The sequence below is a fragment of the Xenorhabdus ehlersii genome (assembly GCF_003610465.1).
Taxonomy (GTDB): Bacteria; Pseudomonadota; Gammaproteobacteria; order Enterobacterales; family Enterobacteriaceae; genus Xenorhabdus; species Xenorhabdus ehlersii.
This window is the reverse complement of sequence record NZ_RAQI01000004.1, coordinates 160742-173703: the sequence shown is the minus strand read 5'-3', so window position 1 is coordinate 173703 and position 12962 is coordinate 160742. Positions and strand designations below refer to the sequence as shown.

Annotated in this window: 11 protein-coding genes and 1 pseudogene; 9 read left to right on the top strand and 3 right to left on the bottom strand. The window is 41.2% G+C overall.

Features of this window, described 5'->3' with window-relative positions; translation table 11 throughout:
• Window positions 1–132: 132 nt before the first annotated feature.
• The 4 genes and pseudogenes from BDE27_RS13720 to BDE27_RS13705 all read left to right on the top strand — a co-directional run bounded on the left by BDE27_RS13720 (window position 133) and on the right by BDE27_RS13705 (window position 4710).
• Window positions 133–827 (top strand): annotated as a pseudogene (locus tag BDE27_RS13720) (IS1 family transposase).
• Window positions 828–1067: 240 nt separating this feature from the next.
• The gene (locus tag BDE27_RS13715; protein ID WP_370588244.1) at window positions 1068–2222 is read left to right on the top strand and encodes a trans-sulfuration enzyme family protein; all 1155 of its coding nucleotides are present in this window, start codon (window positions 1068–1070) and stop codon (window positions 2220–2222) included.
• Between the two features lie 45 nt (window positions 2223–2267).
• Window positions 2268–3692, top strand: coding sequence for a Na+/H+ antiporter NhaC family protein (locus tag BDE27_RS13710; RefSeq protein ID WP_099132600.1), 1425 nt, complete (start codon window positions 2268–2270; stop codon window positions 3690–3692).
• 22 nt (window positions 3693–3714) lie between these two features.
• Complete coding sequence (locus BDE27_RS13705) at window positions 3715–4710, top strand: D-cysteine desulfhydrase (protein ID WP_099132601.1); 996 nt, start codon at window positions 3715–3717, stop codon at window positions 4708–4710.
• A 204-nt stretch (window positions 4711–4914) separates the two neighbouring features.
• Here BDE27_RS13705 and BDE27_RS13700 read toward each other — a convergent pair whose 3' ends face one another.
• The gene (locus BDE27_RS13700) at window positions 4915–5538 is read right to left on the bottom strand and encodes a LysE family translocator (protein ID WP_099132602.1); all 624 of its coding nucleotides are present in this window, start codon (window positions 5536–5538) and stop codon (window positions 4915–4917) included.
• A 217-nt stretch (window positions 5539–5755) separates the two neighbouring features.
• On the opposite strand from BDE27_RS13700, the gene BDE27_RS13695 reads away from it, so the two are divergent.
• From BDE27_RS13695 to pyrB, 5 genes are all read left to right on the top strand, one after another.
• Window positions 5756–6019: an antitoxin gene (locus BDE27_RS13695; protein WP_099132603.1), complete on the top strand. Its 264-nt coding sequence runs from the start codon at window positions 5756–5758 to the stop codon at window positions 6017–6019.
• Window positions 6020–6024: 5 nt separating this feature from the next.
• The gene (locus tag BDE27_RS20300; protein ID WP_338066699.1) at window positions 6025–6207 is read left to right on the top strand and encodes a PIN domain-containing protein; all 183 of its coding nucleotides are present in this window, start codon (window positions 6025–6027) and stop codon (window positions 6205–6207) included.
• Window positions 6208–6303: 96 nt separating this feature from the next.
• Window positions 6304–7221 (top strand): ribonuclease Z, encoded by a 918-nt coding sequence (rnz, locus tag BDE27_RS13685; RefSeq protein ID WP_099132604.1) that lies wholly within the window; start codon window positions 6304–6306, stop codon window positions 7219–7221.
• A gap of 101 nt (window positions 7222–7322) precedes the next feature.
• Window positions 7323–7751: a carboxymuconolactone decarboxylase family protein gene (locus tag BDE27_RS13680; RefSeq protein ID WP_099132605.1), complete on the top strand. Its 429-nt coding sequence runs from the start codon at window positions 7323–7325 to the stop codon at window positions 7749–7751.
• A gap of 299 nt (window positions 7752–8050) precedes the next feature.
• Window positions 8051–8995: an aspartate carbamoyltransferase gene (gene pyrB / locus BDE27_RS13675; RefSeq protein WP_099132606.1), complete on the top strand. Its 945-nt coding sequence runs from the start codon at window positions 8051–8053 to the stop codon at window positions 8993–8995.
• 173 nt (window positions 8996–9168) lie between these two features.
• On the opposite strand, the gene BDE27_RS13670 is transcribed toward pyrB, so the two are convergent.
• Window positions 9169–11487 carry an FdhF/YdeP family oxidoreductase gene (locus BDE27_RS13670; protein ID WP_099132607.1) on the bottom strand — a complete coding sequence of 773 codons (2319 nt, stop codon included), beginning with the start codon at window positions 11485–11487 and terminating at the stop codon, window positions 9169–9171.
• Window positions 11488–11722: 235 nt separating this feature from the next.
• Window positions 11723–12940 (bottom strand): DUF819 family protein, encoded by a 1218-nt coding sequence (locus BDE27_RS13665; protein WP_099132608.1) that lies wholly within the window; start codon window positions 12938–12940, stop codon window positions 11723–11725.
• Between the last annotated feature and the right edge of the window lie 22 nt (window positions 12941–12962).

The following is a 12962-nucleotide window of genomic DNA, read 5'->3' as shown; positions in this document are numbered from 1 at the left end:
AAACATTCAATATACGTTGATACACTCAACGTATCAGAGATACATAATCCTCAGTAAAAGGTCATGATACCAATTTATTGGTATCATGACCTTTTCTTCATCTATAATGCCCCTTTTTGCGAGATAACATACATGGCTACAGTGGAAGTAAAATGTCGATTTTGTCACCAAACCAAGGACGTTAAAAAACACGGTATTGGCAAAGGTGGTCACCAACGTTATCGTTGTTTATCCTGTCATCGTACTTTCCAGCTCGATTATGCTTATCGAGCCTGTCAAGCCGGAATAAAAAAACAAGTCGTTGATCTTGCTATGAACAATGCCGGTATCCGTGATACTGCCAGAGCCCTGCATATTAGCATTAATGCTGTCGTGCGCGTTTTAAAAAACGCCAGCCACGATGTGTAACGACCTTACCAATGGGTGAAGTTGAAATTGAGTTTATCTGTGAAGTTGACGAAATGTGGTCATTCGTCGGGAATAAAAAGTGCCAACGTTGGTTATGGTATGCTTGGGAGCCTCGCCTAAAACGTATCATTGCACAGGCTTTTGGTAGACGAAACAAGAAAACGCTGAAAAAGTTATTGAAAAAACTGTCTAAATTCAAGATAGCCTTTTGGTGTACTGATAATTACCGTGCCGATAATTTACTGCCTTCAGCCAACCATCTGGTTGGAAAATATTTTACTCAACGTATTGAACGCGAAAACTTAACCTGACGTAACCGAATAAAGCGCCTGAACCGTAAAACACTCGGTTATTCAAAATCACCTGAAATGCATGACAAAATCATCGGCACTTTCATTGAACGTGAATATTATGTTTGAGGGCGATCAATGCTTTGAATACATGACCCACAAATTTCCAGTATATTGATAATCATCACATTAAATCATATTGATTTAACCTATTAATTTATATGTAAAACTATAATTTTAGGAAAAAATTTTCTCTAAATTAACCAAATTTAGTTACTTTTTGGGAAATTTTTTTTATCTCTCTATGCCATATTCTTTTTCAATAGTGTGATATTTTCCCTAAAAATATATTGATAACTAATGTATAGGATTACAAAAATGATAAAAAATATAGCGACTACGTTAATCCACGGTGGAAAACAGCAGGACAAAGAAAACCATGCTATTTTCCCCCCCATTACAACAGCCAGTACTTTTGTACAGAAAGATTTATCTGAGCATGGTGAATACTGCTATTCCCGTTGCAGTAACCCAACACGCTATGCCTACGAAACATTATTAGCCGAAATAGAAGGTGGTATTTATGCAACTGCAACCGCCTCTGGTGTAGCAGCCGCTGCTTTAGTCTTAAACTTGTTACCTAAAGAATCCCACATTATTGCTATGAAAGGAGTTTATGGCGGCACATTTCGTTTATTTGAACGGGTAGCAATTGAAAATAATGGTCATCAATTTGACTATGTCGACTTAAATAATCTCACTGAAGTTGAAGCTAAAATAAAAGATAATACTCGATTAATTTGGATAGAAAGCCCAACGAATCCATTATTAGAATTAGTTGATATTAAACGTATTTGTGCATTCGCGAAAAATTACAATATCTTAACTTGTGTTGATAATACATTTGCAACCGCATGGAATCAAAAACCCCTCGAATTGGGGGCAGATGTTGTGATGCTATCTACCAGTAAATATATCGGTGGTCATTCGGATCTTATTGGCGGAGCGGTTATTACCCATCGGAATGATTTAGCCAATAAGCTAGATTTCCTAAAAACGACCATGGGTGCTATTGCATCTCCCTTTGATGCCTATTTAGCACTACGTGGATTAAAGACATTAGCGTTAAGAATGTCAGCACAATGCGCTAATGCACTTGAAATTGCCAATTTTCTTCAATCTCATCCAAGCATTGAACAAGTCTATTATCCCGGTTTGCCCACTCACCCACACTATTCCATTTGCCAGCAGCAAATGCGCGCAGGTGGTGCCGTCGTTACAATTAAATTAAAAGGCACTCTGGAGCACACAAAGAGATTTTTAAGCAAATTACGCTATTTTGTTTTAGCAGAATCTCTCGGTGGTGTAGAAAGTATGGTTAACCATTCTGCAACTATGTCACATGGCTCAATGACAAAAGAAGAGCGTGAGGAGATCGGAATTTATGATACTGTATTACGCTTATCAGTAGGGATTGAAGATATTCGCGATTTATTAGCTGACCTTGAACAAGCATTAGAATAAATTTACTTGATATAAAAAATAACAAAAAAATAAGGTGAATAAAAAATGAATGATTACGGTATTTGGACCATCATTACCCCTGTTGTTACAATTATTTTAGCTATATTTACACGCCAGGTTATTTTATCACTACTACTCGGTATATTAGTTGGTTTTACTGTCATTAATAACCATAATGTTATTTTAGGTATACAAGGAACTATTGAAGGTATTATTGATACCTTTTCCTCTTCAGGCAATACAAAAACCATCATTTTTATGTTGATGATTGGTGGCATAATGCGGCTTGTGGTTGTTACAGGGGGCGTGCGATCTTTAGTTCGTTTACTCACGGACAAGACACAACTGATTGAAAATAAAAAAGCTGTTCAGTTTTTGGCAATGATCATTACATCATTAATTTTTATTGAAAGCTCAATTAACCAATTAATTGCTGGAGCATCAACCAAGAAATTAGCCAAAAATTACGGTATCCCACCAGAAAAAATGTCTTACATTATCCAGACATCCTGTGTTTCTGTCTGTTCTTCTGCCATGATTAATGGTTGGGGTGCCGCAATGATGGGGGTCATCGGTGTACAGATTTCCAGGGGATTAATCAGCGGTGAGCCATTTGATATCCTGGCGGGTTCTATGGTTTATAATATTATGGCTTGGTTATCGCTGGCTTCTGTCTTATTTTATATTTTCTCTAATGTTTCTTGGGGGCCAATGAAAACCGCAGAAATGCGAGCCTTACATGAACATTTAAATAGTGATATTGAAGACAAACACAGTGAAGATAGTGATGATGTTATTGAACACCCCAACTGCCATACTTCATTAAACTTTTTTATTCCTATTTTATCGACGGTATTAATGCTCCCTATTGCCCTCTATATCACAGGTGATGGTGATTTTAGTAAGGGCAGCGGTTCAACCTCTATCTATTGGAGTGTTATGTTTGGAACCACTGTCTCTTTTTTCTGGTTCTTATTACGCCGCGTTTTAACCATCGAAACCTTTTTTAAAGAGCTTTATATTGGTTATGCCAGCATGATAAAAATAAGCTCTGTCATGGTATTGGCATTCTTAATGGGTAACGTTTCCGCTGATTTAAATACCGGTGCCTATATTGCACAAATGACTTCTGGTATCATTCCGGCAGGTTTTTCCATCGGTTTTATTTTCCTGATGAGTTCCATCATGTCATTAGCAACGGGCACCTCATGGGGGACATTTGCAATTATGATCCCTATTGGGGTACAGCTAGGTATTTCAGTGGGTATGCCTCCTGAATATATGATTGGTGCCGCAATTGCCGGTTCTATTTTTGGTGATATGACATCGCCAATTTCCAGCGATGCTATCGTTGCATCAATGGCAACAGATTGTGACCATATTGAACATATTCGGACTCAAATGCCATATGCATTGGTTACTGCAAGTTTCGCTCTCGTCATTTATTTCTATTTAGGCCTTACTTATTAACTGGCAACCCGCTGAGGATAATATGTCTTTAAAAGAAAATTTAGCAAAATTTGCCCATGTTGATTTACTAAAAACGGCAACTATGATGGATAAATTGGAAAATTTATCCCACTATTTAGGGCGCGATGTTTATATTAAGAGAGATGATTTAACTCCCTTAGCGATGGGTGGAAATAAATTACGTAAATTGGAATACCTTATTGCTGACGCCTTACAAAAAAAGGCTAAAGTTATTGTTACCGCTGGAGCAATTCAATCAAATCATGTACGGCAAACAGCGGCTATTGCGGCGCAATATGGTCTAAAATGCGTCGCTTTATTAGAAAATCCCATTCAAAACTATGATAGCAATTTTCTCAATAATGGTAATAAACTGCTGACGGAATTATTCAACGCTCAATGTGTCATGTGTGATGAATTGACCGATCCAAATAGGCAAATGGAAGAATTGATTGATCAACTCAATCTCGAAGATGCTTATATTGTACCTGTCGGCGGTTCCAATGCCCTTGGTTCATTGGGTTATGTGCGTTGCGCATTAGAAATTGCCGAGCAGCGACCGAAAAATGTGGAGTTTGCTGCTGTGATTGTTGCCTCTGGAAGCGCAGGCACACATGCAGGGTTGGCTATCGGGTTACATTCTGTACTACCTCAAACACCGGTTATTGGCGTTACCGTCTCACGTGTTACAACTGAGCAAGCACCGAAAGTGAGTCAATTGCAGCATGAAATCAGCTCGCTCTTAGGCCAAACAACCTGTCCAGATGTTCTTTTGTGGGATAATTATTTCGCTCCCATGTATGGTATGCCAAATAAACAAGGGTTAGATGCCATTACACTATTAGCGCAGAAAGAGAGTATTTTATTAGATCCCGTCTATACCGGAAAAGCGATGGCTGGGTTAATTGATAATGTGCTGAACAATACCATTGAAAGTCAAAAGCCATTGCTTTTTGTGCATACAGGCGGTGCTCCTGCATTATTTTCTTATTCTGGAATAGAGTTATCAACCAATTGATTTATAATCATAAATATTTAAAACCATTCTGATTATGAAATATAAAAAGGAGTCCTGAGTATATATTCACCTTACTCCAATATACAGGTTTTAAGATTTGAAAATTGCCATTAATCGAATAAGTTAGCTTTTACAGAAAAAACAGCTATCTTTTTAGCTGTTTTTTCTGAATTTAGTTAGATATTTTGCCCTCACTTGGCAAAATCATCGCCGACTACTCATCACTAACTTAAACGCAAACAGCAAAAATAATCCGCCTGTCGCGCGGTTCATCCATTTAATGACATTTTCACGGCGTAATAGATGGGACAGCGGGCGTGTGGCATAAATCAATAACAGTGACCACAATGTGCCAAGCAAGACATGAATTGCCACTAAACTAAATGTCCATAAAGTGGGTGAATGCCCTTGAGGAATAAATTGCGGCAAGAAAGAAATATAAAACACGCCCATTTTCGGGTTCAGTACATTTCCTAACATTCCTTTGATAAACCAATTCTGGCCCTTAACAGAAGAAGATACCTCTCTTCCAAGATCCTTTTGGGGATGCCAGATCATTTGAATGCCCAACCAGCATAAATACAATGCGCCACACCATTTTAAGATGTTGAACGCCAGCTCTGATACAGCAATCAATGTACCAAGGCCAAATGCCACCATTGCACCCCAAATAAAACATCCCGTATTAATACCAAGGGCGGCCTGAAAAGCTTTTTTACTCCCTTCCACCGTTGCAGTTCGTAGAACCAGCGCAGTATCCAGGCCAGGGGTCAATGTAAGTAATGTCGCCGCCACAGTAAATGCAAGCAGGGAATCCATAATGGTCATATCTATCTCCGAATACAAAAACAAGGGTAAAATGAGATTACTGAAAATACTAAATTACTTATCTTTACGCTGATCACATTCTGCCTCATTCTCTGCCCGTTTAATTCGTAGCAGATCATTAAATTTCATTGTTAATCGAGTAGTTAAAATTAAATTTTGCCGGCACTTTAACATGTGCTTAAGGTTGACATATGCTAGCTGGTTTTAGAGGTGAATTATGGAAAGAGTTGTAAAAATTTTCAAAAATGGACGTAATCAAGCCATTCGGTTAACTGTCATGTTTGAATTTGATACTGATAGAGTTTATATCCGCCAGGATAAAAATGGGGATATTATTTTGTCGAAAAAAAAATCTAAACATGATGACTGGGATTTATTTTTCAATATGTTAAATAATCTTTCTATTCCAAATGATTTTTTAGATGTCAATGATCGGAATCAGGACATAACTAAACGCGATCCATTTGAAGGAATTCTTTAATATATATGCTGGACACAAACACAGTCAGTGATATTTTTCGAAAAAATACAGCAGTAATCACCAAATTACGCACAATACCACCCTCAAGAATATGCATATCTAGTATTACTGAGGCTGAATTGCACTATGGAATAGTGAAACGGCAAAACAAGGAACTCCAAAATATTGTCAACAGTTGGAAACGGTGATTAAAGTCTGCCGTGAATCCAGCAGCTTATCGGAAGCAGGTCGCAAACTATTTGCTGTTTCCCGTCAACAGAAAAAACAGACAGGAGAACAACAACATGGAACTGAAATTTCTAGGCACCAGCGCCGGCATTCCCACAAAAGAGCGCAATGTCACCAGCCTGATCCTCGATTTACAGGGCACCCGCAACGCGCTGTGGATGTTTGATTGCGGTGAGGGAACCCAGCACCAGATCCTTCATTCTCCCATCAAGGTAGCTAAACTGGAGAAAATCTTTATCACTCATTTGCATGGTGATCATATCTTCGGCTTGCCCGGATTATTGTGCAGCCGCTCGATGGGAGGGTCTAGCGATCCCCTCACCTTATATGGGCCAACGGGGATACGTCAGTTTGTGGAAACCACATTGCAATTGAGCAGTTCTTTCCTGACCTATCCATTGGAAATTATCGAAGTCCAGCCCGGACAACTGTTTGATGATGGCGAACTCAAGGTCACGGCTTATGCCTTGAACCATCGCGTAGAATGCTATGGCTACCGTATTGAAGAACACGACAAACCCGGCGCACTTGATGCGGAAAAATTAAATCAGGATAGCATTCCCCGTGGCCCTTGGATGCAGGCTTTAAAGCAGGGCGGCACAATAACACTGGAAGATGGCCGCACAATTTGCGGCAAAGATTATTTAGGTACACCGATTCGTGGCAAGTCATTGGCTATTTTCGGGGATACTGAACCGACACCCGAAGCACTGAAACTGGCTGCCAATGTTGATGTGATGGTGCATGAAATCACGCTGGAAGATGCATTTGCCACAAAAGCCAACGAGTGTGGGCATTCCACCACTAAACAAGCCGCAACATTGGCACGCGATGCCAAGGTCAAACACTTTATCGCTACGCACATTAGCGGACGCTATGGAATTAAGGATTGCCCGCGATTATTGGCGGAATGTCGGGAAGTATTTCCAAATACTGATTTGGCCGCAGATTTTGCCGCATTTATTGTTAAATAACTGTATAAATATCAGTATAAATTCTGGTGGGAAAATAGATTTATATTACCTATTTCTGGTTAATCCCCTTCGACAAAAAACAAAATATCAGAGAGATAAGAATGAATTATGCAAAAGTCTCACCCAGGATTGTTAACCCGTTATATAAAAGCTATGAAGAAATCCATGCCTCTGAACTGGATCAAGAGCTTGTTCTGTTGGTGGAAACACGGGTATCTCAAATTAATGGTTGTGCCTATTGTTGCCATCTTCATGCCGAAGCAATCCGCAAAGATCATGGTATAGAACAAGTAAAGCTGGATAAGTTACCTGCATGGTTCAATTCCAGTATCTACAACCCAAAAGAAAAACTGGCATTGGAGTGGTGTGAAGCCTTAACGACAAATCCTAGGCAAAGTATATTGGATAAGATCAAAGAACGCTTGGATGCTGTTTTTACAGAAAAAGAGATTGTTGACCTGACAGCAGCAATCTCCTTAATCAATGCTCTCAACAGAATGGCGGTCAGTTTAGGTGATCGAAACGAATAATCACATCATTATGCAGGCTATTTAACCTGGCCATTAATTGAAACAAAAATTTCTTCCGGCAATCCTTGCGATGAATGCTATCGTGAGTATAATGCGCGACGATTTGCTGGGAGAAAACATGAAAGATTGCGTTGTAAAAACTGTTAGAAAACACCAAGCTAACGAAGCTCTGTCTGCTGACAGCGTAAACGCGTTGTTTTTCCCATTGCTTAACCAAACATTTAAAAAGCCCCTCAATTGAGGGGCTTTTTTTTGCCTGTCCAGTCCAAGGCTAAAAGTCATAAAAGAGGAACGTAAACATGGCTAATCCGTTATATCGCAAGCATATCATTTCAATTAATGATCTGAGCCGCGCAGATCTGGAACTGGTATTGCAGACGGCCGCTGCATTAAAAGCCAATCCACAGACTGAATTACTGAAAAACAAAGTGATAGCAAGTTGCTTTTTTGAAGCCTCCACACGTACCCGCCTCTCTTTTGAAACTGCCATTCAGCGACTCGGCGCTTCCGTCGTGGGTTTTGCTGACAGTAGTAATACTTCATTGGGTAAAAAAGGAGAAACGTTGGCTGATACTATTTCCATTATCAGCCAATACGCCGATGCAATCGTTATGCGTCATCCACAGGAAGGTGCGGCACGACTGGCTTCTGAGTTTTCCGGCCATATCCCTGTTATCAACGCCGGCGATGGCGCAAACCAGCATCCGACCCAAACGTTGCTCGACCTGTTCACCATTCAGGAAACTCAGGGCAGGTTGGAAAACCTGAAAATTGCTATGGTCGGTGATTTGAAATATGGTCGTACCGTGCATTCACTGACACAAGCTCTGGCGAAATTTAATGGCAACCATTTCTGTTTTATCGCGCCAGATGCACTTGCAATGCCAGGCTATATTCTGCATATGCTGGAAGAAAAACAGGTGAGTTACAGCCTCCACAATAATTTTGAAGATGTGCTGCCCGAACTCGATATTCTGTATATGACCCGTGTCCAAAAAGAGCGTCTTGATCCTTCAGAATATGCCAATATCAAGGCTCAGTTTGTTCTGCGCGCAGCGGATCTGGAGAATGTTAAGGAAAACCTGAAAGTGCTGCACCCGCTACCACGTATCGATGAAATCACAGTAGATGTTGATAAAACGCCATATGCTTACTACTTCCAGCAAGCAGGAAATGGCATCTTCGCCCGCCAGGCATTATTGTCACTGGTATTGAATGAAGATGTTGTTATAGAAAATAAATAGGCATCAATATGATGATTGGGGAAACTATTCCTTGATCATAATCGTACTTTCTTTGAAAAGATTTTTATCCAGCTCGGTTTTTAATGAAGAATACTTGTTATCTTCAAAAACCGAGCCTGAATCGACATATTACTAACTGTGATAGATAGGTAGGCAAAAGAGCCATAAACGTCTTATACAAGACGTTGAGGTTCAGACCCATTCGGTTCAGTAAGAGATAATTTCACCGGTACAGATTTTGAAGTTGGCGTGCCTGTACCATCACCAATACTTTCCATTGGGACTAATGGATTGGTTTCTGGATAATAAGCGGCAAGGTTTCCACGTGGAATGGTATAAGGCACTAATTTAAAGCCGGAAACTTTACGCTTGATACCGTCATTCCATACTGTTTCGATATCTACCAAATCACCGACCTGATATCCCAATTGAACAATATCTTCCGGATTCATGAACAACACTTCCCGCTGACCATAAACCCCTCGATAACGATCATCCAGCCCATAAATCGTGGTGTTATATTGATCGTGTGAACGCAAAGTTTGCAAAGTGAAAGGAACATCAGCGCCTTCAATTTGCGGGAACAGTGTTTTTGGCAGCGGTGCATGACTGAATTCAGCTTTTTGGCTCGGTGTTGCAAAACGTAATTCGGCAGCAGCATTACCAAGATAGAAACCGCCGGGATGTTCACATTTTTTATTAAAATCAGCAAACCCTGGAATAGTCGCTGCAATATGATCGCGAATTTTATTGTAATCTCCGGCTAATTCCAGCCAGTTAATCGTTGCGCGATTGCCGACTGTTGCATTGGCAATACCAGCAATAATCGCTGTTTCAGAACGCTGGCTATCAAATAATGGCTTATTTACGCCCTCTGAGGCATGAACCATGCTGAAAGAGTCTTCTACCGTCACAAACTGTGCGCCCGTAGCCTGAATATCTCGTTCGGTACGCCCCAATGTTGGCAGAATAAGGGCACCTTTTTTACCGGTAATAAGATGACTCCGGTTTAATTTTGTGCTGATGTGTACGGTCAAATCACAATGTCTAAGCGCGTCTTCTGTCCGTGCACTATCTGGAGCCGCTGCCGCAAGGTTTCCACCCAGTGCGATCAGAACTTTAACTTCATTACGCAACATGGCACTCAACGCTTCCACAACATGATGGCCATGTGCACGAGGTGGCTCAAAACCAAAATGAGCAGCCATGTTATCCAGGAAAAGTTGGGACGGTTTCTCATTTATTCCCATCGTCCGGTTACCCTGTACATTACTGTGACCACGTACCGGACAAAGCCCTGCGCCCGATTTACCCAATTGACCAAAAAGCAATTGAAGGTTAACGATTTCACGTACCGTAACCAAAGAGTGTTTATGTTGGGTTATCCCCATTGCCCAGGTACAGATGACACGCCCAGCACTCTGATAAATGGTAGCCGCCTCACGCAATTGTGCTTCGGTTAATCCCGATTGATCTTCAATCAATGACCATGCGGTTGCTGCAACTTCTTGTAAGTAAGCATCCACTCCGTTGGTGTAAGTTGCGATGAATTCCAGATCAAAAATACCTGATTTTCCTTCAGCCAGCAGGACGTTATGGGTTTCCAAAAGTGCTTTGACTATCCCTCGCACCCCAGCCATATCGCCACCAAGTTTGGGCTGATAGTAACGGTGGCTAATTTCCCCTGCCATTGGAGTGATCACTTCGAGCGGTTTTTGTGGATCAGCGAAACGTTCCAGCCCGCGCTCACGCAGGGTATTAAACGTAACGATGTGTGCTCCGCGCTCAGCAGCATGTCGTAAGCTATGCAGCATTCGCGGGTGGTTTGTTCCGGGGTTTTGACCAAATACAAAGATAGCATCAGCATGATCAAAATCTTGCAGCCGAACGGTGCCTTTCCCAACGCCTAAGCTTTCCAACATACCGGAACCGCTGGCTTCATGGCACATATTGGAGCAATCCGGGAAGTTATTGGTTCCCATGACACGCCCAAACAATTGATACAGCCAGGAAGCCTCATTACTGGCGCGCCCCGAAGTGTATAGTTCAAGCTGATTGGGGTTATCCATCGCCTTAATGTGGCTGGCAATCAGGGCAAAAGCATCATCCCAACTTATCGGCTCATAATGATCCGTCTGCGGGTTATAGCTCATCGGCTCAACCACTCTCCCCTGATATTCAAGGAAATAATCGCTTTGTTGGTAAAGTTGACTAATGCTATGGGTTGCGAAGAATTTTCGATCAACATACCGACGTGTCGCTTCCCAAGTGACTGCCTTGGCACCGTTTTCACAAAAACTAAATAGGCTTTTGTTGTCATCCCCCCATGCGCATCCGGGGCAATCAAAGCCTCTGGGCTTGTTCATGCGCATCAGGTTAACCATATTTTTCAGTGCTCGTTTACTATCAAAGACAAAACGGGTTGTTGCCTCCAGCGAACCCCAACCACCAGCAGCCGCATGGTAAGGTTTTATTTTTGATTTGAATTTCATAAAAATCTCTATTTTTTATGTCGCGACCAATACAATTAGGCCACATCTTTACAGGTGAACCAATAACGTCGATTTCATTCATTGGCGGCTTACCACCGCTGTGATCATACTCCTATCTGCCCATTGTGATAATTATTCCGTGGTTATATCACGAAAAAACCGAGTTATTAGGCTTGAGAGAAAAAGAAGAACACGGGTATAACGATTGGAATCACTAAAACAGAAATATGCCACATCACAAATTACCTACCATAAAATAAACGAACGTTCCCACATAATTACCAATGACATAGCCAACAGTACCAATCACCATAATCGGGCCGACCAGATTAATCCAACCACGGCTAATTGCCATCGCTGCTGCGGTAGTTGGCCCGCCGATATTGGCATTACACGCCAAAATGTTTTCCTCAAGGCTGAATTTAAACACTTTTCCCACGGCAAAAGTCAGTATCAAGTTCAGCATAGTAATCACAAAGACGAAGGCAAATAGGAGTGGCGCATGGCTGATAATGACTTGAACAGATGCAGGTATGCCAATCACAACAAAAAACATATAAATGGCGTAAGTCCCCAATTCCTGAGTGCCATTCAGTTTGCTAAATGTCTCTTTAAATATTGAGACAATAATAAAAGTGACGGTAGTCAGAAGCAGGTATTTATCGGAAATCAGGCTGAAAACCAGCTCTTGGTAAACGTTGTTTGGCTGCCCAAGCAAGGCTTTTAACCATGATGAAAGCTGAAATGATAGCGCAACGATAAAAATTGACCATGCCAGCGATATAGCAATGTCTTTCAGGGCGATATTTTTTGGTTTCCAATAAGCAGCCGCCAAGGGTTGGGATTTATCTAAATTAGGCGTATTTTCAACCAAATCGGTATATGGACTGCCCCAGAATTTTCTCGCCACTGTCCAACCAGATAAAAGCATCAGGATAATAAAATAAGCGGCCATCATAAAATGATCAGCAACGATGGTAGAGGCCACCATGTCCTGGGAAGTTTCCAGCTTGGCGGCCATTGCCGCAAAGTTAACTCCTCCTCCCGTATAAGAAGCCGATATCATGCCACTGATTTTATCTAACTCTGGTATGTAAACCCTGAAAAGCCAGAAGGAGACGATTGTACCAATCATGGTCGCAACGGAAGAAATCAGGAAAAGTATCAGTAATCGTCCACTTTCTTTAAGAATAGTGTGCAGGTTGGTTTTAAATAATAATAAGGGGATTGCCAGGGGCAGGATATATCCCCAAACAGCATCGTAAGCCGGTGCTTCGGTAGGAATGATATTTAAATTGGAAGCCAAGACAGCAACGATCAATGCAATCACTGCTCCCGGTATTTTAGATGCCCATTTAAAACGCTGTTCTGCCATTATGGCGGCAGCGACAACAATCATAATAAAAGCCCACAGCATTAATGAATTGTCAGCTGTGATGAATGTATTTTTCATTATTTTTTCCCGATATTTTTTA